This window comes from Denitrovibrio acetiphilus DSM 12809, assembly GCF_000025725.1.
Taxonomy (GTDB): Bacteria; Chrysiogenota; Deferribacteres; order Deferribacterales; family Geovibrionaceae; genus Denitrovibrio; species Denitrovibrio acetiphilus.
The window spans coordinates 1,955,144-1,977,569 of the sequence record NC_013943.1 but is presented as its reverse complement, the minus strand read 5'-3'; the positions used below and the strand labels follow the sequence as shown (position 1 = coordinate 1,977,569).

The following is a 22,426-nucleotide window of genomic DNA, read 5'->3' as shown; positions in this document are numbered from 1 at the left end:
AGTCATAGGGGGTAACAGCTAGTCTGTTTATCCGTGTCTGTGACGATTATTAATATATGAGGATAGAAAATGCTTGAGGTAAAATCCCTGTATGTTTCCTATGGCGGTGTTCAGGCTCTGACAAATGTGTCTGTTCACGTTAAAGAGGGGGAGTTTGTTTCCCTTATCGGGAGCAACGGAGCGGGGAAGACCACTCTTTTGAACAGCATAATGAATATCGTAGGCAGACAGAAAGGTTCTGCCTTATTTCAGGGGAAGGAAGTTTCTAAGGTATCCACTGCGGATATGGTGACAAGAGGTGTTGCTCTTGTTCCGGAGGGGCGGCGTGTCTTTTCTAATATGTCTGTAAGGGAAAATCTTGAGATGGGCGGTTTTAAACGACCGGTTTCAGAAGTTAAGGCAAAACTTGCTGAGGTTACGGAGATGTTCCCTGTTCTTGGCGACCGTGCCTCTCAGATGGCAGGGATGCTTTCCGGTGGCGAACAGCAGATGCTTGCTATCGGGCGTGCTCTTATGAGTGCACCGAAAATACTTTTGATGGACGAGCCTTCAATGGGGCTTGCACCCCTTGTGATAAAAGAGGTTTACGAAAAACTTAAGGTTCTGGCAGAGTCAGGACTTACTATACTGCTGGTTGAACAAAATGCCAGCATTGCGCTTAAATACGCCCAGAGAGGATATGTTCTGGAGAACGGACGTATCATAATGCAAGGGAAAGCTTCCGAGCTTCTCGGCGACAACGAGGTGAAAAGAGCCTATCTGGGCAAGGAGTATAAGGAAAAATGGGAGAGATAAGATACTGGCACAAAGAAGAAGAGACTATGGCTCCGGCGGAGCGTGCAGTTTTTCAGCTGGAACGCTTGCAGACTACGGTAAACAGAGCCTACCGCAATGTCGACTTCTATAGGAAAAAGTTTGATGAACTTGGACTTAAGCCGGATGTGATAGGTGAGCTTACTGATATTTCGAAACTTCCCTTCACAAATAAATCTGATCTGAGAGAAAACTACCCATATGGTATGTTTGCAGTGCCTCTGCGTGACATAGTTAGAATACATTCATCAAGCGGTACAACAGGCAAGCCGACTGTTGTGGGCTATACAAAAAACGATCTCGACAACTGGAATAATCTGGTTGCAAGGATTATGACAGCCGGCGGCGTTACAAAGGATGATATTGTACATGTATCTTTTACATATGGACTTTTTACAGGGGGCTTCGGTCTGCACTATGGTGCGGAAACGATAGGTGCTTCTGTTATACCTGTTTCAAGCGGAAATACACAACGTCAGATAACTATTATGCATGACTACAAAAGCACGACGCTTATTGCCACACCTTCATATGCACTGCACATAGCGGAGACTATGGAGAAGATGGGACTTAAGAAAGAAGACCTCAGTCTGAAATATGCTCTTTTAGGTTCCGAACCGTGGGGGGATATGATCAGAGCAGAAGTGGAAGATAAACTTGGAGTTTCCGCCACTGATAACTACGGTTTGTCAGAGCTTATGGGACCTGGGATTGCCGGAGAATGCTTATGTAAAAGCGGACTACACATCAATGAAGATTTCTTTTATCCCGAGATAATAGATCCTATAACACTGAAACCACTGCCGGAAGGTGAGTGGGGCGAGCTTGTTCTGACTACTTTGAAGAGAGAGGGAATGCCCCTTTTAAGATACAGAACCAGAGATGTCACAAGACTTTACCGTGATGATTGTCCATGCGGCAGAACTCTTATAAAAATGGAAAAACCTCAGGGGCGTACAGACGACATGCTGATTATTAATGGTGTGAATGTCTTCCCGTCACAGGTTGAAGAGGCTCTGAATAATGTCAAAGGAGTTTCTCCCCACTATATGATCTTTGTGCGCAAAAAAGGTGCTCTTGATGCCATGGAGATTAAAGTAGAGGTTACAGAGGACATCTTCTTTGATGAGATGAAAAAACAGCGTACACTTGTAGAAGAGCTGACGGTTCAGTTTCAGAAGATACTTTCTATAAAACCTAAAGTGACCCTTGTCACATCTCATACTCTGGACAGGTTTGAAGGGAAGGCAAAACGAGTGGTTGATGAAAGAAACATCGGATAGAGTTACAAACTTTTTCTACGAGCTGGGTATTCTGCAAGTGATGAAAAGATCCGGTCAGGATTATCTGGGGAGCGGTACACAGTCCATAGCAGATCACTCTTTCAGAGTTGCTATGATGGGCTATACCCTTGCTAAAATTGTCGGCTGCGATGCGGACAAAGTGCTTAAAATGTGTATGTTTCACGATCTGGAGGAGTCACGCACAGGAGACCTGAACTATTTACAGCAGGCGTATGTGTGCTCGGATGATGAAAAAGCTCTGAAACATTCAATGGCTGGGCTCCCTATAGAAAAGGATGTGCTGGAGACCATAGATGAATATTCCGCTCAGGAAACCACAGAGGCTGTTGTGGCGAAGGATGCGGATGTGCTGGAATTGCTGTTTTTCCTGAAAGAACAAAAGGATAAAGGCAACCAACAGGCTGACAACTGGATACGCACTGCTGTCAAACGGCTTAAGACAGAGGTGGCTGTTTCTATCTTTCAGTCTGCCAGCGAAAAAATGTATTACGAATGGTGGTACAATACCGATGACGAAAGCTGGAAACGAGGGAATAAAGACTGGTAGAGGGCAGATGCCCAACCCGCTGGATACAATTAATAAATCTCTCCGTCTGATCTTTTTCAGTGAGAAAGCTCTGATGTCGCTTATGCTTGACCGTCGTCATACGTTTAATATCTTTTTTATGTACGGCATCAGCCTGGTAATCCCTTTCAGGGGGCTGGAAGGCGCTATTCAGCCTGAGAATTTTGGTCAGATGGTGGAAGGTGTTATGCTGACCTTCATCTTTATAGGGCTGATATTTCTTTATCTGCCGAAAAAGACTGGTGTTTTTATGGCTACAACACGTGTTATTTTAAGCTTTGAAGCTATGTCGGTTTTTCTCCCGGTGACATTTTTGCTCAATCCCCAACAACTTAAATATTTTCATCCTGCGTTCCTCGCATGGTACCTCAGCCTTTCAGTATTCGCAGTCAGCAAGATCAAAGGTTACGGGTATGTACTCTCGACTATAGTGGTCTTTGCTTCTTTTATTGCTACAGTCCTGTTTCCTGCTTTTTTTGTTTAAATCACTTGCTTATTAAAATATAATCAGATATAAGATTAAGCTCATTATTTAATATTAATCTATGGAGATTTGAATGATTACGTCACGTAACTAACAGCGATCTTGAATCATAAATACACCCCCCTCTCGTTTCGTTTATTTTTCAGATTGCTATCCGGCATTTTAGTCTAATAACAATTTTATATTATTTATCAGGTATTTTAAAATGGAAGAGAATTCTAACGCAATTATCAATGCCAATAGCGGCAGCGTTAAAGAGATGGTATCCATAGCTTTGCCTATGGTGGTTTCCAGTGCTTGCGACACTGTGATGATGTTTACTGACAGGCTTTTTCTGTCTAAACTCGGCAGTGAGTATATGAGCGCTGCTATGGGGGGCGGTCTTGCCGCTTTCATGCTGATGTCATTTTTTGTGGGACTGATAGGATATTCAACTGCTGTGACAGCGCAGTATTTTGGTTCCGGGCAGCGTAAGAAGTTTGCCAAAGTGACGTTTCAGGCGACATTGATATCTATTTTTGCTTACCCCTTTCTGCTCTTAGCACTGCCATTTGTTATTTGGCTTTTCACGATTTCAGGTTTATCTGAACCGCAGCTTGTGCACCAGATCCCTTATTTCAGGATTCTGATATTAGGCTCACTGATAGGGCTTCTGAGAGCTGTTTTTTCAGGTTTTTTCAGTGGTATAGGGGTGACAAGGGTTGTCATGGCTGCTTCGCTTGCGGCTATGGTGTGCAATATTATTTTCAGCTATGTGCTTATATTCGGTAAGTTCGGATTTCCTGCAATGGGAATCGTTGGTGCTGGAATAGGTTCCATAGCAGGGACAGTTGTCTCTGTTTTGATATCGTTTGCAGTTTATCTTAGATACTTAAAACAGGAAAAGATAAAATTTTCCTATGTTCTGCACTACGACAGAGAGATATTCATGCGGGTTGTGAAATATGGTTTTCCTGCCGGGCTTGAACTGTTTCTGAATATGTGTGCATTTACTCTGCTTGTGATGTTGTTTCAGGTGGTTAGTTTGGAGAGTGCTTCTGCTGTGACTATTGTTTTTAACTGGGACAATGTCGCTTTTATCCCGCTTATCGGTCTGGAGATAGGTGTTACAAGCCTTTTCGGCAGATATATCGGAGCGGGGAGAGAGGATATTGCCAATAAATCACTTTTGTCAGGTCTGAAAACCGGCACGCTCTTTTCTGTTGTTATCGCAATGTTTTTTGTGGTAATCCCAGGACCGCTGATTGACATATTTGCGCCTGCCGAGTATGACCCTATGTTTGAAGTTGTGCGGGAACAGGCGGTTTTCATGCTTCGTACTGCATCCATCTATGTTGCTGTTAATTCAATAATAATGGTTTATGGCGGTGCTTTGCGTGGTGCAGGAGACACTTATATGGCGATGATCATCACTGTTGCTATTATGTGGATGCTGGTTGCATTGACTTATATAGTGCTTTATGTGCTGGATATGTCAATCATCAGCGGCTGGATAACGTTAATCACAGTGTTTTTCTTTATGCCGTTGGTTCTCTATGCTAGGTATAGGTCGGGTGCATGGAAGAAATTCACAACTGTATAGTGCTTGTCGTGCAGTAATCCTGACAGCGTGGTGCTCGGTTCCGAATACTTTATTCCACTGACAGTCTTTCTGTTGAACACAATGTTCTTGCCCGTAATTTCGAAGCAGATGCCCCAGGCAGAACCTATGTGCATGATATAACGTATATTCGTACCTTTGAAGGGCTGGTCTTTTAGTAAGCAGTGGTTTCTTTCGAATGTTTTTAAGGGATCATAGTATTACAGGCAGCATGAGCCGTAAGGGCAGCTGCTGTGATAATGCTGTCTGCGAGAACTTATTCGGCACATTAAAAACGAATGTGTTACAGGAAATGTCTATAAAAGCAGACAGGATGCCGTTGATCCCTCCTGATTTTATTGGGCATCTAGATAAACCAAACTAAACTATGTAAGAGGAGTGAGTTTGATGTCGAAATCTAGAAAAGTCTACGACCGTGAATTTAAGCTTAATGCAGTACGCCTAATTCAGGCAGAAGAGGCAACAATCAAGGAGATCGCCGAAGATCTGGGAATAAATTATTACACCTTTCGTCCAGCATTTTTAATATTTGTTCTATAACACCTCTTGCGGATTCAGGGAGTTGTTCCACATGTTTGCTATAAAAAGCTGTTAGTTCTTCTTTATTAAAAATAACATTGGTATGTTTGGACTCAGTTTGTTCCCCTTTTATAATGTGCTTGCCTGTCCACATAGTCGAAAGTTCTGAGAGAGGGATTTCTATCAGTTTCGTATGTTTCGGCTTAATGTCTTTTTTTTGTAAGAAAACAGAGAGAGAAAGAGTATGAAACTGAATATGAACCAAGCAGGTATAGGAGGATAAGGTACGATAAGTTTCGCAAATTTTCATATCGGCATATAGACGGACAAGGCCGCCGCCGTTTTGGTAGAATACGTTACAACACAAATTCACCAAAGGAGGCAAAGGCCATGTCCGATGAGAAGATTATACACCTGAACGAAGGAGCCATAAAGGGCGAGTTACAAGAGCTTGTCCGCAACAGTGTAGAAGAAACACTTAATAACCTGCTTGAGCAAGAAGCCCAAGCTTTGACAAACGCCGCTAAATATGAGCGCACAGAGAACCGTAAGGGTTATCGTTCAGGTCACTATGAGCGGAATCTTTTTACAAGCTCATGGGATGTTAAGCTGAAAGTTCCCAAGCTTAAAGGAGTAACTTTCGAAACAGCCATTATTGAACGCTACCGCCGCCGTGAGAGCTCAGTAGAAGAAGCTCTTATAGAGATGTACCTTGCCGGCGTATCAGTTCGCCGAGTAGAGGATATAACAGAGGCGTTGTGGGGTACTAAAGTATCTCCTGGTACCATCAGTGAGCTTAACAAAAAGGTTTATGTTCACATAGATGATTGGCGTAACAGGGAGTTGAAATGTAACTATCCCTATGTTTATCTTGATGGAATTTATCTGAAGCGCAACTGGGGCGGCTCATATGAGAACGTTGTAGTGCTGGTAGCCATAGCTGTAAATGAAGAAGGCTATCGTGAAGTGATCGGCGCATCAGAGGGTATGAAAGAGGACAAAGAGAGTTGGAAGAGCTTTCTCTGTGATCTTAAAGAGAGAGGCTTGAAGGGTGTTCAGCTTTTTATAGGCGATAAGTGCTTGGGGCTTGTTGATGCAGTCAGCGAAGTCTATCCGGATGCGAAGTATCAACGCTGTACGGTTCACTTTTACAGGAATGTATTTTCTGTAACACCGAGAACCAAAGTGAGAGCTGTGGCAGCTATGCTTAAAGCTATTCATGCTCAAGAGAGCAAAGAAGCAGCCCTTGAGAAGGCACAGGCAGTTGCACAGAAACTTCGTGATATGAAGCTAAGGGAAGCCGCTAAGAAGGTTGAAGACAGCATAGAGGAGACTCTGACTTATATGACTTTCCCTTATGCTCACTGGCTTAAGATTAGGACGAATAATGTCATTGAGCGACTGAATAGAGAGATACGGCGGCGGACTCGTGTGGTAGGGACATTTCCTGACGGTAACTCAGCTTTGATGCTTGTTTGTGCCAGGTTGCGTCATGTAGCTGGAACCCAGTGGGGAACAAAACGATACATGAGTATGAAATATTTTACTGAAGCCGGAGATATAGAGATGGATTCAGTTGCTGGATAGTTAAAAGCTACCGAACGGCAAAAGGAAATTTACGAAACTATCTTGACGGTACCTAGTGGTACTGGTAATTTCATCAGGCATAGTTATATACACTAACTAATAATTCTAGATATAAAAAAAGCCCCTGAATATCAGGGGCTTGTGATGCCGAGAGAGAGACTTGAACTCTCACGCCCTTTGACAGGCACAGGATCCTTAGTCCTGCGTGTCTACCAGTTCCACCACCTCGGCTGAACAGCTATATCATTGCTGTGTGAGAGGTTATAACAATTTACCAAAAACATGTCAACTGTTAATTTGCATTAATTACTGTTAATATCTAACAACTCATACTGACAGTAAAAATGATGATGCAAAACGCTATTTATATATAGCAATTATACATGATCAGAAATATCGATAAACTGATACTGTATAGATCAGTAGTATAGCCTATAACTATCAAAAAGAGGGGAGCTGTGGTTGAGCTCCCCGTATAAGCTTGTTAGTTTTCCAGAATATTCATTCCGAAATCACGTCCCCACTGGTAAGCATCTTCAAGTTCCTGCTCTGAGGGGGTCATCTTGACCTTAAAGGCAGGAAGGGGCAGTTTCATCCGCATACTCTTCATTATGTCTTCAGATACCTTCACACCTTCGCCACTCCAGCCAAATGAACCGAAACATCCTCCAAGTCTGTTGACGACATTCAGCACAACAAAGAACGAGAATAGGTCAAGTATAGGGTGAGGGGCTTTTGCGTTTAATGTTGGTGTACCTATAAGCACTCCATGGGAGATTTCTATAGAGTCGATCATAGTCATGACGTCTGTTGTAGCACAGTCAAACTCTTCGACTTTTACTCCGACTTCCTCAATACCCTTTGTTATGGCATCTGCAAGTTTTTTAGTGTTACCGTATGCAGTGGCAAATACCAGAGTAACCTGCCTGTTCACCATATTTTTGTAATACCTTGCTGCGGATTTTTCGTAAAAATCTATATAAGACTGTATGTCTTCCGACAGGATAGGTCCGTGTGAAGGGCATACTGTGTCTATTTCTATATCAGAGATTTTCTGAAGAGCCTTGTTGATATGTTCCTTATAGGGGCGCATTATCATTGAGTAATAGAATTTAAATGCCTCTTTTGCTTCTTCTTTATTTTCAAGCTCGGTGTTCAGCAGTGTATCCCCTTTAGGGCAGTAGTGCGCACCGAGAAAGTCGCAAGGGAAGAGATATTTGTCTTCAACCAGATAAGTAAACATTGTGTCAGGCCAGTGTAGAAAAGGGGTATGGAAGAACCTAAGTGTTTTGCCGCCCAGATCTATTATGTCGTCGTCGCCGACAGCACGCCCGTTGAATTCTCTGTTTACAATATTTTCCACGAATGTTTTTGCCGTTTTTGAATATATAACTTCTATATCTGGATTAATGTCCAAAAGTGCAGGCAGAGCGCCTGAGTGATCTGGTTCGTTATGGTTGAGAATTATATAGTCAATATCCTTGATAGGCATTACCTGCTCTACACGTTGGATATATTCATCTTTAAAATTAAGTTTACACGCTTCAATAAGAGCACATTTATTTGTGCCTTTAACGAGATAGCTGTTGTATGTTGTCCCGTGCTGTGTGGGGATGACAATATCGAAAATTTCAAGTTCGGGGTCTTTGACACCAACCCAATAGATGTCTTTCTTTAAAAGAGTTGCCTCCATGTTGCCTCCAGATTTAAAAAAGCCACCATATAAGGTGGCTTTATTTTATTAACCTTCGTATGGCTCAAAGCCGTCTTTGCCTACTCCGCATTCGGGGCAGACCCAGTCATCGGGAATGTCTTTAAAAGCAGTACCAGCGTCAATGCCGTTGTCAGGATCACCAAGTTCTGGATCATAAATCCATCCGCAAACTGTGCAAATATACTTCATGTGTGCCTCCTTATACTAATATTAAGAGTATATCTATCTCTTTAGTGAAGTCAAACTTTTTTGATATCTTCACCCTTAAAGCCTGCTTTTTTGAGCAGACGAGTCTTTATAATGTTTGTAATATCTTCATAGTCTTTCCCTTCCAGCGAAATCTGTCCGCCGGCAGATTTCATGTGACCTCCGCCTGTACCGAGACCTTTGACCAGAGACATTGCAATCCTTCCGACTTTCATCCGTGCAGATTTGGAACGCAGAGAAAAGTAGCCGCTATTGTCAATTTTACCAACCACGAAAGTCCATTTGATGTCGCGCATTTTCAGCAGGAAATCGCTTGTTTCAGCAATCAGGTCTGCATTGCGGACATCACCGAGGTTGCAGAAGATGATATCGTCCATTATCTCTGCACAGTCCAGTGCTTTTCTGAGGTTCTTGTAATAATAACGCGGAAGTTCAGGATTTTCTATACGGGTTAGCTTTTTGAGTGAAATATTTGGAAATATATAAGACATCATCTCAAGGTCATGGCTGCTGCTCGATCGCCCGGAGCCGACAGTATCAGTTTTTATACCGTAATACAAAGCGGTTGCGGTATTTGCATCCGGAGTCATGCCGAGATGTTTCATATATTCGACTATTATCGTACTCGTACTCCCTGCATGTGGTCGTACGTCATATAGTTTTATCTGTTTCGTGCTGACACGGAAATTGTGGTGGTCTATTGAAACATCGGCGTTGAAGCCTGCCGGTATAAGTACATTTCCTGCCTTTGGCTGTGTGTCCACAACTATCAGATAGTCGTATCTGGAAAAGTTGAGCTTAGTGGATAAGTGCATGTCAATAAGGCATGCTTTAACAAGCTCTCTATTTTCGGCTCTTCCGACTATTCCGTGATACGCTATTGTGCATCGCTTTTTTAAAGCTTTGCTCAGAATGAATTTCATCCCGAATGCCGCAGCAATGGTATCAGGGTCGGGGTTATTATGGGTCAGTATGAGGACTTTCCTTTTCGGTTTAATATCCTCTAAAATCTGATCTATCATCTGAAAAGGGTAAGCCTGTTACTGTGCAAAATCAAGTAAAATGTTAGTCATGTCGTCTTTCCTGGCTGAAAAACCATATTCTTCTTCAATACTTTGCAGTTTTTTGATTAGCACGTCGATATCTACGTATGTGGTGACTTCAATATCCAGTTTACTGCCGGCAAAGCTGGTTATTTTGTAAGAATCTATAAAAGAACGTTTTTTAAGTTCGTCCATAAGCTTTTTAGGTACTGCAAAGTTGGCATAATTTTTTGCAATGACATTAAATTTGCTGAGAACTGTTTCTCCAGCAGGGAGAGGGATAAAGTTGGTTCGGACATAGCCGAGAGTCTTAACAAGTGAGAGTGAAACCGCTGATGCGACACAAGCTTCTTCACTGTCACCCCTGGTGTGACTTTTAGTTTTAAGTGTTGTGAATTCTCTTGTTTTTGAGTGTGTTTCAGTTGTGAGAATAACGGTGCATTCGCCTTCGCCTGCCGGTTCACGGACAACTGACATTTCCATGAAATATTGGGACTGACTTGCTTTAAAGGTGCTGACTCTTTCAGATTTAGTAGAGTTCTCACGTAGGCTTGCCTGATATCCGGACTGATGTTTTATATCAAACTTATATTCCTTAAAGGCTTCTTCTATATTGTTATCTATGGAGTTTTCAGGCGGTACACCGGATATATTGTAAACGACGGTATTAACAGCGTTTTGAACAAAATAAGTGAGGTCGTTCAGTGCGACATCATCAACATCAGCAAGGACGGTGTATGTCACAGTATCATTGGCAAAGCCTCTGTCTGCGATCTTATAGCTTTTTATGAATTTGAAGAATTCAGTGGTAACATCGGGGATTTCCTTGTCTGGCTGGTCTGACTGAAGCCTGTCGAAATAGTTCTTAAGGGCGTTCAGGAGTGCCTGTTCGCGTGCCTTAGCATCTGCGTCGGTTATGTCGCCGTTCATTACTGGCTGTGTGGAGGAACCTTGTATTACGTACGCAAACGAAGTTGCGGTTATTAACAGAATAAAGATTATGGTAAGAGCTTTAAATTTCATCATCAGTATCATCCTCATCAAAATATGTGGTATTTGTATTTCTGAAACCCGTTTTTGGGTTGCTTAGTCCTTTCAGAGCTATGTGGAACAGAATCGTATGCTCGACCTCGTTTCCGTCTTTCATATCGACATTTGCCGGGTCTGTTTCGCGTATATAGCTGATGCCAAATGACCAGCAGTCTTTTTTGTAAGTGAATTCAAGCGTATCCGCTCTTTCGTCAAGGTTTGCTGTGGTTGCTGCCGTATTCATACCGGAGATGCTTCTTGTGTATGAGAGGTCGTATCTGTTTGTAGAGTACACAAATGCAAGCTCAGCAGAAGTATTGTTATCTTCGCCATTGTATTCGTCTTTGTCAAAAGAATATGCTGCTCTTATGTAGAAAGGGTTGAACTTCAATCGTATCGAGCTGCTTAAAAAATCGTCTGTGCGTTTGTCTTTGTTATATTCATGTTTAATGTGAAAGGCAACCGGATTGGTGTTAATTGTTAAGTCTGTCAGGTAGTAATCTCTGCCGTCACTGGTTTTATCTTCGTCGCGCAGGTTATGACGGAGGCTGTTTTTCAGTGATACTGACCATTTCTCAGCGAGGAAATAGTTATTTAATGTATAGATATATTCTCTCTCTACGTCTATCAGATCGTCAGCAATGTTATCTGGGATGTATTTATGGTTAACATAAGGGGTCTGAAGATATTCAATTGTATTGTAAATAGAATGCCTGAAAGGGCTGTACTCTTTATAAATCTCATTGAATTTCAATGTGTGTCTCTGACTGTAAATCCTTCTGCTGTAGCTGTCGTCTCCTGCGTTAACGCTTGCGAAAGACGAAACATCATGGTCAGCGGGTATGTTGAGGTTGTCGCTGAGGTTATACCATCTGGTTTGCATAAGACTCAGAGAAGGGGTAAAAGTTGCTATATAAAGGTCAAACGGCTTATAAAACTTAACTTTTAAATGATCTCTGTCATATCGGTATTCTGCTGCATTTTTGGCTTCTGATGAGTAGTTATATATGTATCTGGTATATCTGACGTTATCGTGTTGAGCGAGGTAAGTGAAGTAAACCGGAAATTTAGTAATGGTTTTCCTCAGGGTAAGCTGTGGTGCGGAATATGTGTGCTCCTTAACGTAGCTGCCTCCGACGTTATATTCCATTGTGTCCAGATAGTTAAGTGAAAAGTCAGCATATTTCATCCCATAATTCAGCATTAGTTTTGTATGAAATACGTCAGTGCTGTTCTCATAGTCGTCAAGCATGCTGAATTTAAGGTAGTCGTCTAAGTATTCATAATCGGACACATTGTCAATCTGAGCCAGAATAGAAAGGTTCTCGGTTATCTGAAGGTTTGTATTATTATAGACAAAATAGCGTCCGGGTTTTTCGTCAATGGTGTAGTCGCCGCTTGAGTTATTATCAGGGTGCAGTTTTTCCTCTTTCGTATATTCGACATAAGAATACATGCTGCTGGATGTATTGGGAAGATAACGGTGCTCGACACCATACAGAGGCGTTTTACCGGATGGCAGCAATGCAGTGAAGGTTGCATCCTGATCAACATCTATGTTCCAGAAGAACTTAGGCTGAATAAACGGTCCCATGTTTCCGCTGAATCCGAAATCGGGAACAAGAAATCCTGTCTCCCGTTCTGTTTTGACAGGGTAGAGGAAGTAGGGTGTGTAAACAACAGGGACTTCTTTGACCCTGCCGGTGGTGTGCCACGCAGAGAGGTAGCCTCCGAGTATCAGGTTTGCACTGGATGATTTAAAAGACCAGTCGGGAACTTTGCCGTTGCATGTTGTATAAACCGCATCTTTCATCTGATAAGTGTATGTATTTAATCTGTCTATCTGCGAAGCATTTATGAAATGATATGGGGGCATGAAAGCCTTTGCATTCGTGAATTCGCCAGACTGCTTTTCCGTATCATACAACATTTCGTCGCAGTCAATAAAAGTGTCATCCTCGGTAAGCCGGACATTATTTATAGCGTGAATTTTGTTTTGATCTTTGAAATAGAATATTTCATCAGCGAGCATTGTTTTATTGCCCTGAAAGATTTTAACATTGCCCTTGGCGTGAAAAACTGACTCTTTAGGGGTTTCAACATTGTCAGCTTCAATTGTGACTTTATCCTGAGCAAAAACAGGTGTACACATTAATATAAATAAAACGATTAGCCTTTTCACAGCATACCTTTAGACAATATTTCCCTGACATGCGCGCAGAGATAAAACGAACCGCATACGAGTATATCAGCATTTTCGCTAAGTTCAACGGCTATTTTAAGAGCCTGCCCGGGTGCTTCCTCCTTTATAATATTGGTAGATATATCGTTTAGGTTAATACTTCTTTCGTTGTCCGGTATCGTTGTGAGAATTATTGTGTCTGAGAATGTTTTGATAATCTCAAGGAGAGCCATGGTGTCTCTGTCGTTTGTCGTTGAAAAGATTACTGTAGGTTTTTTACCACGGAATCTTTCAGCCAGCTTGGTTAATGCATCTTCGTTATGTGCTCCCTCAAGGATGAACCTTCCGAAGACCTCCCCGCGGCATGGCGGCAGCTTAAAAGACTCAGGCATAGTTCCAGAAACAATGTAGTCGCAGACACTTTCAGCAAGGCGGAGATTGTCAGAAAAGGGGTAAGATTGTCCCATATACTCGCTGCTGCTGTATTTTGCCCGAACAATAGTTTTTGAGTGCAATTTATAATCTAGATACTTGTTCATATATTCAGTATTGCTGCCGACGAATACTAAAAGGTTGTTTTTGACGATTGCGATCTTTTCATCAGCAATCTGCAATACATCATCGCCGAGATACTCAACATGGTCTTTTGATATAGAAGTTATTACAGGTATTTTTCTTTCAAGAATGTTTGTGGAATCGAAACGACCGCCGAGTCCGGTTTCTATGATTGCAGCATCGGGCATATTATCTTTAAAATATTTGAAGGCTATGAGAGTCAGCCCCTCAAAATAGCTCAGGTCGTGTTTAACTATCACAGCTTTTAAGTCATTAAATAAATCGTCAAAGGTTTCTCTTTTGATATCGCTGCCGTTGATTCTTATACGCTCTTCAATAGAGATTATATGTGGTGAAGAGTAGCATCCGGTGGTTAGTCCTCTATGTTTGAGTATCTGCTCAATGAAAGCTGCGGTGCTGCCTTTGCCGTTAGTGCCTGCTATGTGTATAACGGTCTTGGCGATATTGTCGTCAATGCTGCACTCGGAAGCGGCTGACCTGATGCGGTCCAGAGTGAGTTCCATTGTTTTGAACTCGCCTCTGTCTTTATAAAACGACTCAAAGGCATAGAGTGTTTTCAACCGAAAAATTCCAATAGTTTATATATTGTTTCTTTCCACTCTTTCCTTGAGAGAACCATATCTATCATTCCGTGTTCAAGGAGGAACTCTGCGCGCTGAAACCCTTCGGGGAGTGTCTGGCGTATTGTTTGTTCGATAACTCTCGGTCCTGCAAAGCAGATCAGAGAACCTGGCTCGGCTATGTTCACATCTCCGAGCATTGCATAACTTGCGGTTACACCGCCGGTTGTCGGGTCAGTCAGGAGAGAAATGTGTGCAAGCCCCGCTTTGCGTAGCTTAACGAGAGCCGCAGAAGTTTTTGCCATCTGCATTAGTGAGAGTATGCTCTCCTGCATTCTGGCACCGCCGGAGCAGCTTATAGTGATGACGTGCTGATTGTTTTCAATAGCGCTCTCTATGAGCCGGACAATCTTTTCGCCAACAACGCTTCCCATGCTTCCGCCAAGAAAGTTAAACTCATATGCACCTATGTGCACAGGTTTTCCATTTATACGACCCACGCCGGAAACAAAAGCGTCGTTCATCTTTGTTTTCTTCACAGCGGCTTTGACTCTGTCGGTATATTTTTTACTGTCTCTGAACTTTAGAGGATCGAGTGATCTGAGACCGGAGTCCATTTCCTGAAAGGAGCCCTTGTCTAATAGTATATTAATTTTATCCATTGCGGGGATAATGAAGTGTTTGCCGCATCTGGGGCATGTGTTAAGATTTTTTGTTACCTCACGGTGATAATTAACCTCACCACAGGCAGAGCACTTCATCCAGAGGTTTTCGTCAATCTGTTTTTTGGCAATAACGCCAACTTTTTGTATCTTTTCGCTAAGAAAATCTCTAATACCCATATCGACTCCAATTAATGTTTACAGGTGTTCCTGTAACATGCTAACTGGTTCAATTCTAAAACTGTTCATATATAATTGCAAGAATTTTCTCGGATTATTGCCAGAGGTATATAGGTGATTTTGGTAGTTTAGATATGTGACGCATGGTGCATATGTCTTGTGCGGCGAGTTTTTTAAGGCAAATAGTCAGCAGAAGAGCTGTATGGGCTGCATCGTATAACGCTCTGTGTCTGTAGGTGTCGGGAAGGGGGATATCCATACTAAAGTAATGTATAAGGTTTCCAAGAGAATAGCTTTTAAGCCCTGAGTGCGCACTTTTGGCAAGTTTAACTGTGTCAACTATTTTGGTCATCGGGTTGACAATGCAGCACTCGGCGCTGTGGTGAGACACAAATGAACAGTCAAAACGGGCATTGTGTGCTGCAATGATAGTATTTTCGGTAAAACTGAAAAAGCCGGGCAGAACATCTTTTATCTCTGGCTTGTCTGCGACCATAGCTGTGCTTATCCCGTGTACGGAGTATGCGTTATAAGGTATCGGAGCTTTAGGGTTTATCAGTGTGCAGAAAGAATCCTGCAGGTCGAGCACCAGCCCCGGTTTAACTTTTACAGCACCTATCTCAAGCAGACGCGCGCCTTTGTCAGGTGACATACCTGTAGTTTCTGTGTCAAAAACTGTGAATGTAAGCTGGTCAAATGGTATATCAAACATCAATTTCCTCAAAAAGTCGTATGAAGTCTTTAAGCTCCATCTGTTCTCCGCGGATGTTGGCGGCAAGTCCGGCTTTTTCCATCGCTTCAAGGTGGTTTGGATATGATTTCAGGTTATTATGCAGAGTTTTACGTTTCATCATGAAAGAATTTTTTACAAAACTGAGAAAGCGTAACTCTTTTTCTGCGCTGAAATGGCGTTCTTTCGGATAAAACTCCAGAACAGTCGAACGTACTTTCGTGTTGGGCCAGAACTGTCCGCCTGATATGTCTTTAAGTTTTTTCTTTTCAAAGAAATAAGAGGTTATGACTGATAGTGATGTGTATTCTTTATTATTTGGTTTCGCATTAATTCTGTCTGCTACTTCCTTTTGAAACATGAATGTCATTTTTTCAATTTTGTGGAAAAATTTGACACAATGCATCAAGATATCCACAGAAACGTTGTACGGCAGGTTCCCGGCAAAAGCGATTTTACCGTCAGGGAGCTGGTCTTCTGTGATGAGCATAAAGTCAGCATTAATGACCTTAAAGCCTTTATAGATAAATAAATATCTAGGGAGGAACTCGGCAAGGTCTTCGTCGATTTCCACAGCGGTGACACTTGCGCCTTTTTCAAGCATAGCGTGGGTTAGAACACCGCAGCCGGGTCCGATTTCCACAATTTGTCTGCATTCGGCAGAGGCGAGAGATTCCGCTATCATGTCTATAAACTGTTTGCTTGTGAGAAAGTGTTGTCCGAATTTCTTTTTCGTATACCCGAACTCTCTCTTATATATATCAAGCAGATTGAGCATTTTTCACCATTTCTACAGCCACATCAATAGCCCTTATGAGGCTGTGGTGGTCTGCGATCCCTTTTCCGGCTATTTCAAAAGCGGTTCCGTGGTCCACGGATGTTCTTATTATAGGAAGGTTCAGAGTGACGTTTACTGCATTCCCGAACGCTTCCAGCTTCACAGGTATAAGCCCCTGATCGTGATACATGACTACTACAAAGTCGTATTCCCCTTTTGCAGCCTTGGGGAATAGGGAATCCGCTGGGAACGGACCTTCTACGTCCATCCCGCCTGCCCGTGCGATGTCAATCACTGGTGTTATGAGGGTAATTTCCTCGTCGCCGAGTGCGCCGTTATCTCCTGCATGTGGGTTGAGTCCGCATACAGCTATTTTCGGCTGACGTTTTCCACAAAAGAACTGACCTGCTTCATGTGCATTTACAATCGCATTCATGATGCTGTTTTCATCAAGTTTATCCACAAGCTCCGCCATGGGAACATGCGTTGTCGCGAGCACTGTCCGTATATTTTTCCCCACCATGAGCATGGAGAAATATCTTGTTCGTGTCAGGTAGCCGAGGAACTCTGTATGTCCGGGGTAATTATAGCCGCCTGCTTTGATGGATGCCTTGTTAATAGGGCATGTTACAACTGCATCTACCTCGCCGCTCATTGCCATCTGTACTGCTTTTTCCACATAGAGCATGGATGCTTTGCCGTATTCAGGTTTGATCAGACCGTGTTCGATCTTCAGATCCAGCTTTTCATCCGGTTCAATTATAGTCATTTCAGGCATTGGTGCTTTTATAATATTTTCAAATGCTGACTTGATCACATTTTCATATGAGATAAAAACTGCATCATATTCTTCAGAACCATCAAGCTCTGAGGCAAGTCTGCATGCTATCTCTGGACCTATGCCGGAAGGGTCTCCTGTTGTTATTGCAATCTTTGGTTTTTTCATAGTCATAGAGAATATCCCATTGTCCCCACTGTTTCAAGTGTTAAAAACTTGCGTAAAAAAGTCCTTTATATATTATATTAAGCATTTGAAATGAAGAAAAAATAACTGTACTATACAAAAACTTATGATCGCTTACAGCATCAGCAGGTTTTGCACTTTATAAAATCCGGAGTCAAAATGCCACAACTTACTAAAAACATTTTTGAAGAACTTTCAGAGAATATAAAAGGGGATGTTTATACCGACACAGTCCGCAGATATCTTCATTCCACAGACGGTTCGATCTTTAGGGTTGAGCCGGCATGCGTTGTCTACCCAAAAGATGTAGAGGATGTTGTGACCGCGGTTAAGTTTGCTTCGCGGTATGGACTTTCCGTTCACAGCAGGGGCGCAGGGAGCGGTCTTTGCGGTTCTGCCATCGGTAACGGTATAATTCTTGATTTTGCAAAATATATGAACGGGCTTATAGAGCTGGATGTGAGAGGGAAAACTTTTACCTGCCTCCCCGGGTACCGCTTCGGAGAACTTGAACTAGAGTTGAAGGGGCAGGGGCTTTTCTTTCCTCCTGACCCGTCCAGTGGCGAGTATGCCACTTTCGGCGGTATGTACGGCACAAATGCAAGCGGTGCTCATTCGGTGAAATATGGCAATGTTGCTGATTATATCGAAGATGCAGAGTTTGTTACTACCGAAGGGAATATATATACCCTGAGCGGACTTGCAGAGACTGTGTATGAGGATCTGGATGAGCCTTTTAAAAAGCTTATGCAGATATGCGAAGAGAATTCAGAGCTTATCAAAAAAGGATACCCGCCTGTAAAATATAATTCAAACGGTTATAATCTGCGCGATATGCTTAAAAACAGCAGCCTGCACCTTGGAAAACTTCTCGGAGGATCCGAAGGAACCCTTGCTGTTACCACCAGACTTAAATTCAGATTACTTGATAAACCCACTCACGACAGCCTTGTTGTGGCTTATTTCGATAATATCATAAATTCCGCAAAAGCTGTTCAGGCTATTTTACCTATGAATCCCGCCGGGATAGAGATTATGGACAAATCGCTCCTGAGTCTTGCAAAAGAATCCGACGCAAAGCTCAGAGAAGCAATTCCTGACGGTTATGACAATGTTTGCATGATCGAGTTTGACGGTTACAGCGAAGAGGAGACCTCTGCACTAGCTGAACAGGCGAGAGAGATACTGGAGCGTGAAAACCTTTCCCCCGAAATGCACATGGCTGCAACAGCAGAGGAGAAAGCAAAATTCTGGGCTGTGCGGAAGGCAGCTGTTCCGATCCTCTACAAACTGAAAGGTAAAAAGAAGATACTCGCTCTTATCGAAGATGCGGCTGTACCTACGGACAGGCTTGTTGAATACTTTGAAGGTTTGTACAGTCTTCTGGAAGAGCACGAAGTTGATTTTGTTATATATGGTCACATCGCAAAGGGGCTTCTGCATACGAGACCTCTTCTCGATCTTAAAGATCCATACGATATCGAAATGTTGAAAAAGCTCGATGACAAGGTGTTTGAGCTTGTGAACAGGCTCGGTGGAGCTGTCAGCGGAGAACACGGTGACGGAAGGCTGAGAAGCTGCTATATCAAAAAACAGTACGGGGAACTTTATGATGTATTTCAGGATGTTAAATCAGTATTTGATCCTGAACGAAGGCTCAACCCCGATATCTTAACACTTCATGATGAATATCAAATGATGAAATATCTGAGATTTGGTAAAGACTATCGCAGCAGCGACATGAAAGATAAGCGTCTTGTGTGGGCAGAGGGCTTTACTGAAGAGGCTGAAAAGTGTCACGGCTGTTCTAAGTGTACTACTGTTACCCCTGCAACCAGAATGTGCCCTGTATATAAAGTGACCAGAGACGAACTGTCTGCGCCTAAAGCTAAAGCTAATATCCTTCGGGCGCTGATGAGCGGTGCAATAGACAATAAAGCTATCTATGAGAAATCTCTTCAGGAAGTGATCAGTCACTGTGTTACCTGCGGAAGCTGTCATGTTGAGTGCCCTTCAAATGTTAATATCCCTAAACTCAGCATGGAAGCAAAAGCTCAGTATGTTAAAAAGTTCGGATCAAAATTCTCAGATATGGTTCCGACCCATCTTGAGACTATGGGGCGTAAACTGCGTAAGATCACATGGGCTATGGAGCCGTTTATGCGCTTCAGAGCGTCACGTAAAGTTCTGGAACTGACATCAGGAATAGCTGCCGAGCGCGAGTTTGTTCCTCTGGATAGACTTTCACTTTTCGACCGGCTTGCTGGTCATAAATCTCCAGAGGGGGGCAAGAAAGTTATGTTTTTCTCCGGATGTTACGCCGGGTATGTCAGACCGAACATAGGGATGTCTGCTGTACAGGTGCTGGAAAAGGCAGGCTTTGAGGTTATCGTCCCTGAGCAACACTGCTGCGGGCTGCCTCATCTTTCGAAAGGTATACGTGACGGTTCTAAAAAGAAGATAGACCAGAATATTGAGAGCTGGGGTCATCTTGTTGATGAAGTTGATTATATTGTCACTACCTGCACATCCTGCGGGCTCTCGCTTTATAAAGAGTGGGCGTATATACGCAGTGATGAGATTATAGATAAAATAAAGGATAAGCTGGTACACATCAGCACTCTAGTGAATGAAAACAGGGATAAGCTGGAACTTGAAGCCTCAGGTGTTAAACTTGCTTATCATAAGTCATGCCATTTCCGCATTCTGCCGGATAATGACAGCTCTGTAAATATGCTGCGCAGTGTTGAAGGGATAGATGTTGAAGACCTCGCAAGTAATTGCTGTGGTATGGCTGGGAGCTGGGGGATGAAAGCGGAGAACTATTACCTTTCAAAAGAGATAGGTTCTCCGATGACAGAAAAGCTTATTCGCTCTGATGCGCCTGTAGGAGTGACAGATTGCCCGACATGTACTATTCAGATGGTGCATATGGGCGGAGGAAAAGTTATCAAGCATCCCATAGAGGTGATAGCTGAATGTCTCAAAAAATAATGACTTTATTCGCTCTGGTGCTTTCCGCTGTGCTGATAGCACCTTTATCAGTTTCAGCCGGAGAGGATGATTATATCGTTGGGCTGAGCGCATTTCGTGACGGACTTTATGAAATATCCGCACCAACCCTTGAGAGCTATCTCGGTGGTGAAACGGATAAGCGAAAGGCTGATTATGCTCACTATCTACTTTATCGTATATATATGGCAGATAAGGATTATCAGAAATCACTGGCTCATTTAAAGGCTGTGGATGATGTTGTTGACAGGCGGTTTGAAAGAGAGCAGATGACCAGAGACATGATGATTATGCTCACGAAAACTGATTGCAGTGCAGCATCAGCATATCTTGTTAAAGCCAATGATGAAGATTCTATAAATTACTATCTCGACTCAGAGTGTAAACCCGACGAGAGTGCTGCAAAGATAATAATAGAAAACGCAACAGAAACAGGTACAAAACTGAAAGTTGTATCCGAGTTTTCTGATAAGCCTGTAATTGTTGGTTCAGTATTTGACAGTATCGACCCGACAACCCTCGATGCTAAAACTAAGAAATACTTTGCACTGTACTTTTATAAAAACGGCGACATGGAGCGTTTCAGCAAAGTTCGTGCAGTATATGAGGACAGCGATGTTGTGGGGCTTGATCTGGACAGGATGTGGCAGGCGGGTGAGAAAGAAAGTTTTATTGCCGGGTTTGAAAAATTCAAAGACAAATATGAACTGGCAGGTGCAAATGCTTGCCGGGCAATAGATATTTATAAGAAAAGCGAAAAGCCTTTCGATTGTGATCTTATAAATGAATGTATGCAGGAATATTCAGTTGAGTTCGTGCAGGTGAAAGGGGCGTGTCTCGTTAAGGCGGGTGATAAAGAAAAAGTCACGGCTTTTATCGATTCTTTGAAACCTGCTATATTTTCAGGTATGTGCTCATATGGAGAGTATATTTTTTATAATGAGCTTTATACAGGAAAATCCGAGTCAAAATTTTATCAATGCGAAGAGAGATATAAGATCGCTGAAATCCTTATGAGAAAAGAAAAATACCAGTCTGTGGTTAACATGTTCTTTAAAAAAGAGGGCGACATGGACAAATTCTATACAGCGTCTGCATTCCGTAAACTTGGTAAAACAGATGTTGCGGACAGCACAGCCTCAGGCATAAAAGACGAATCACTGAAAGCAACATATAACGGAGGCACCCAGTGAGGAAGTATATAATTCTTCTTTTAATAATTGCTCTTTCTGCGGGTGGTCTCTACTACACATTTTCAGATGTGAGCTATGACTACTATGATGAGGCTAAAGTCCTCTATGATGAGGGGCAATATAAAAAAGCACATGATCTGCTTGAGATCGGTCTGAGTAAAAATCCGCTTAACAGGAAAATAATAGCCCTTAAAGGGAAAGTTTATCCTATTGTCGAAGGACAGCAGAACCTTAAAGAAGCAGAAGCGAAATATCAGGAAGCAATAAATCTTGCTCTTAACGGGCAGATATCCTCTGCAAAATTATCTATGAGTAAAGCTTATGAACTTGCATCTAAAGTTACATCTACTTCTATGGTTAAGGATAAGGCAGATGAGCTTTTGAGAAAAATTGAGCGTGATTCAACCCTTGTGCTTGAAAATGCACCGGAAGCACGCTATAAAAATGCTTTGAAACATGAAGGGGATGGAAATCTCTTACGAGCTTATGAAGCCCTCAGCAATATAGATGTCCAGAATGAAAAGGTCAGGCGGAAAATGAGCGATATAGCGTTTCGCCTCGGTGAGGAACGCTACAGCGGATTTGCAGGAAAACCGAGTGTTAATGAGCACCTTGTCAGAGACGCAATCTACTGGTATTCGCAGGTTCAGCCTTTTGATGATAATTATGAAAAGGCAGAGCAGAGGATAAACGAGCTTAAACTGATGAATACAAAATGAGGCAG

The 22,426-nt window shown here is 42.6% G+C and carries 20 protein-coding genes and 1 tRNA gene; 10 read left to right on the top strand and 11 right to left on the bottom strand.

The genetic code is table 11. The features are described 5' to 3' along the window. Nucleotides 1-69: 69 nt before the first annotated feature. The 7 genes from DACET_RS09420 to DACET_RS09395 all read left to right on the top strand — a co-directional run bounded on the left by DACET_RS09420 (nt 70) and on the right by DACET_RS09395 (nt 6,872). Nucleotides 70-795 carry an ABC transporter ATP-binding protein gene (locus DACET_RS09420; protein WP_013011146.1) on the top strand — a complete coding sequence of 242 codons (726 nt, stop codon included), beginning with the start codon at nt 70-72 and terminating at the stop codon, nt 793-795. Next, a complete protein-coding gene (locus tag DACET_RS09415) occupies nt 783-2,096 on the top strand; it encodes a phenylacetate--CoA ligase family protein (protein WP_013011145.1) in 1,314 nt (437 codons plus the stop codon). Before DACET_RS09420 ends, DACET_RS09415 begins: the two co-directional genes overlap by 13 nt. Further along, complete coding sequence (locus DACET_RS09410) at nt 2,077-2,664, top strand: HD domain-containing protein (RefSeq protein ID WP_013011144.1); 588 nt, start codon at nt 2,077-2,079, stop codon at nt 2,662-2,664. Before DACET_RS09415 ends, DACET_RS09410 begins: the two co-directional genes overlap by 20 nt. Then, nucleotides 2,627-3,166, top strand: a complete 540-nt coding sequence (locus tag DACET_RS09405) for a hypothetical protein (protein WP_148214176.1) — start codon at nt 2,627-2,629, stop codon at nt 3,164-3,166. Before DACET_RS09410 ends, DACET_RS09405 begins: the two co-directional genes overlap by 38 nt. 205 nt (nt 3,167-3,371) lie before the next feature. Then, nucleotides 3,372-4,748, top strand: a complete 1,377-nt coding sequence (locus DACET_RS09400) for an MATE family efflux transporter (protein WP_013011142.1) — start codon at nt 3,372-3,374, stop codon at nt 4,746-4,748. A gap of 405 nt (nt 4,749-5,153) precedes the next feature. Continuing rightward, the gene (locus DACET_RS16010; protein ID WP_013011141.1) at nt 5,154-5,306 is read left to right on the top strand and encodes a transposase; all 153 of its coding nucleotides are present in this window, start codon (nt 5,154-5,156) and stop codon (nt 5,304-5,306) included. A 369-nt stretch (nt 5,307-5,675) separates the two neighbouring features. Continuing rightward, nucleotides 5,676-6,872 carry an IS256 family transposase gene (locus DACET_RS09395; RefSeq protein ID WP_013011140.1) on the top strand — a complete coding sequence of 399 codons (1,197 nt, stop codon included), beginning with the start codon at nt 5,676-5,678 and terminating at the stop codon, nt 6,870-6,872. 145 nt (nt 6,873-7,017) lie between these two features. Here DACET_RS09395 and DACET_RS09390 read toward each other — a convergent pair. The 11 genes from DACET_RS09390 to pdxA all read right to left on the bottom strand — a co-directional run bounded on the left by DACET_RS09390 (nt 7,018) and on the right by pdxA (nt 17,479). After that, a tRNA-Leu gene (locus DACET_RS09390) sits at nt 7,018-7,103 on the bottom strand. 253 nt (nt 7,104-7,356) lie between these two features. Next, entirely contained in the window at nt 7,357-8,565 is a 1,209-nt protein-coding gene (locus tag DACET_RS09385; RefSeq protein WP_013011139.1) for an FprA family A-type flavoprotein, read from the bottom strand. 48 nt (nt 8,566-8,613) lie between these two features. After that, a complete protein-coding gene (rd, locus tag DACET_RS09380; protein ID WP_013011138.1) occupies nt 8,614-8,775 on the bottom strand; it encodes a rubredoxin in 162 nt (53 codons plus the stop codon). A 50-nt stretch (nt 8,776-8,825) separates the two neighbouring features. Continuing rightward, a complete protein-coding gene (locus DACET_RS09375) occupies nt 8,826-9,815 on the bottom strand; it encodes a DHH family phosphoesterase (RefSeq protein WP_013011137.1) in 990 nt (329 codons plus the stop codon). A gap of 18 nt (nt 9,816-9,833) precedes the next feature. Continuing rightward, nucleotides 9,834-10,862 carry a hypothetical protein gene (locus tag DACET_RS09370; protein ID WP_013011136.1) on the bottom strand — a complete coding sequence of 343 codons (1,029 nt, stop codon included), beginning with the start codon at nt 10,860-10,862 and terminating at the stop codon, nt 9,834-9,836. Next, entirely contained in the window at nt 10,849-13,017 is a 2,169-nt protein-coding gene (locus tag DACET_RS09365; RefSeq protein WP_013011135.1) for an LPS-assembly protein LptD, read from the bottom strand. The genes DACET_RS09370 and DACET_RS09365 overlap by 14 nt, the downstream gene beginning before the upstream one ends. Nucleotides 13,018-13,043: 26 nt before the next feature. Then, entirely contained in the window at nt 13,044-14,183 is a 1,140-nt protein-coding gene (locus DACET_RS09360; RefSeq protein ID WP_013011134.1) for a bifunctional folylpolyglutamate synthase/dihydrofolate synthase, read from the bottom strand. Continuing rightward, entirely contained in the window at nt 14,180-15,025 is an 846-nt protein-coding gene (accD, locus tag DACET_RS09355; protein WP_013011133.1) for an acetyl-CoA carboxylase, carboxyltransferase subunit beta, read from the bottom strand. Before accD ends, DACET_RS09360 begins: the two co-directional genes overlap by 4 nt. A gap of 94 nt (nt 15,026-15,119) precedes the next feature. Next, nucleotides 15,120-15,737: a 3'-5' exonuclease gene (locus DACET_RS09350; protein ID WP_013011132.1), complete on the bottom strand. Its 618-nt coding sequence runs from the start codon at nt 15,735-15,737 to the stop codon at nt 15,120-15,122. After that, entirely contained in the window at nt 15,730-16,533 is an 804-nt protein-coding gene (rsmA, locus tag DACET_RS09345; protein WP_013011131.1) for a 16S rRNA (adenine(1518)-N(6)/adenine(1519)-N(6))-dimethyltransferase RsmA, read from the bottom strand. The genes DACET_RS09350 and rsmA overlap by 8 nt, the downstream gene beginning before the upstream one ends. Then, a complete protein-coding gene (pdxA, locus tag DACET_RS09340; protein WP_041230293.1) occupies nt 16,517-17,479 on the bottom strand; it encodes a 4-hydroxythreonine-4-phosphate dehydrogenase PdxA in 963 nt (320 codons plus the stop codon). Before pdxA ends, rsmA begins: the two co-directional genes overlap by 17 nt. A 177-nt stretch (nt 17,480-17,656) precedes the next feature. Here pdxA and DACET_RS09335 point away from each other — a divergent pair, with 177 nt between their 5' ends. Genes DACET_RS09335 through DACET_RS09325 form a run of 3 tightly spaced genes read left to right on the top strand, consistent with a single transcriptional unit; the run spans nt 17,657 to nt 22,421 of the window. Next, nucleotides 17,657-20,491 carry an anaerobic glycerol-3-phosphate dehydrogenase subunit C gene (locus DACET_RS09335; protein ID WP_013011129.1) on the top strand — a complete coding sequence of 945 codons (2,835 nt, stop codon included), beginning with the start codon at nt 17,657-17,659 and terminating at the stop codon, nt 20,489-20,491. Further along, a complete protein-coding gene (locus DACET_RS09330) occupies nt 20,476-21,702 on the top strand; it encodes a hypothetical protein (RefSeq protein WP_013011128.1) in 1,227 nt (408 codons plus the stop codon). The genes DACET_RS09335 and DACET_RS09330 overlap by 16 nt, the downstream gene beginning before the upstream one ends. Then, entirely contained in the window at nt 21,699-22,421 is a 723-nt protein-coding gene (locus tag DACET_RS09325; RefSeq protein WP_013011127.1) for a hypothetical protein, read from the top strand. The genes DACET_RS09330 and DACET_RS09325 overlap by 4 nt, the downstream gene beginning before the upstream one ends. Nucleotides 22,422-22,426 lie beyond the last annotated feature (5 nt).

What these genes read in the sequence shown, in the direction of transcription:
- DACET_RS09420 (WP_013011146.1), top strand. Translation starts at nt 70, where the DNA reads ATGCTTGAGGTAAAATCCCTGTATGTTTCCTATGGCGGTGTTCAGGCT.
- DACET_RS09415 (WP_013011145.1), top strand. Translation starts at nt 783, where the DNA reads ATGGGAGAGATAAGATACTGGCACAAAGAAGAAGAGACTATGGCTCCG.
- DACET_RS09410 (WP_013011144.1), top strand. Translation starts at nt 2,077, where the DNA reads ATGAAAGAAACATCGGATAGAGTTACAAACTTTTTCTACGAGCTGGGT.
- DACET_RS09405 (WP_148214176.1), top strand. Translation starts at nt 2,627, where the DNA reads ATGACGAAAGCTGGAAACGAGGGAATAAAGACTGGTAGAGGGCAGATG.
- DACET_RS09400 (WP_013011142.1), top strand. Translation starts at nt 3,372, where the DNA reads ATGGAAGAGAATTCTAACGCAATTATCAATGCCAATAGCGGCAGCGTT.
- DACET_RS16010 (WP_013011141.1), top strand. Translation starts at nt 5,154, where the DNA reads ATGTCGAAATCTAGAAAAGTCTACGACCGTGAATTTAAGCTTAATGCA.
- DACET_RS09395 (WP_013011140.1), top strand. Translation starts at nt 5,676, where the DNA reads ATGTCCGATGAGAAGATTATACACCTGAACGAAGGAGCCATAAAGGGC.
- DACET_RS09385 (WP_013011139.1), bottom strand. Translation starts at nt 8,565, where the DNA reads ATGGAGGCAACTCTTTTAAAGAAAGACATCTATTGGGTTGGTGTCAAA.
- rd (WP_013011138.1), bottom strand. Translation starts at nt 8,775, where the DNA reads ATGAAGTATATTTGCACAGTTTGCGGATGGATTTATGATCCAGAACTT.
- DACET_RS09375 (WP_013011137.1), bottom strand. Translation starts at nt 9,815, where the DNA reads ATGATAGATCAGATTTTAGAGGATATTAAACCGAAAAGGAAAGTCCTC.
- DACET_RS09370 (WP_013011136.1), bottom strand. Translation starts at nt 10,862, where the DNA reads ATGATGAAATTTAAAGCTCTTACCATAATCTTTATTCTGTTAATAACC.
- DACET_RS09365 (WP_013011135.1), bottom strand. Translation starts at nt 13,017, where the DNA reads ATGTGTACACCTGTTTTTGCTCAGGATAAAGTCACAATTGAAGCTGAC.
- accD (WP_013011133.1), bottom strand. Translation starts at nt 15,025, where the DNA reads ATGGGTATTAGAGATTTTCTTAGCGAAAAGATACAAAAAGTTGGCGTT.
- DACET_RS09350 (WP_013011132.1), bottom strand. Translation starts at nt 15,737, where the DNA reads ATGTTTGATATACCATTTGACCAGCTTACATTCACAGTTTTTGACACA.
- rsmA (WP_013011131.1), bottom strand. Translation starts at nt 16,533, where the DNA reads ATGCTCAATCTGCTTGATATATATAAGAGAGAGTTCGGGTATACGAAA.
- pdxA (WP_041230293.1), bottom strand. Translation starts at nt 17,479, where the DNA reads ATGAAAAAACCAAAGATTGCAATAACAACAGGAGACCCTTCCGGCATA.
- DACET_RS09335 (WP_013011129.1), top strand. Translation starts at nt 17,657, where the DNA reads ATGCCACAACTTACTAAAAACATTTTTGAAGAACTTTCAGAGAATATA.
- DACET_RS09330 (WP_013011128.1), top strand. Translation starts at nt 20,476, where the DNA reads ATGTCTCAAAAAATAATGACTTTATTCGCTCTGGTGCTTTCCGCTGTG.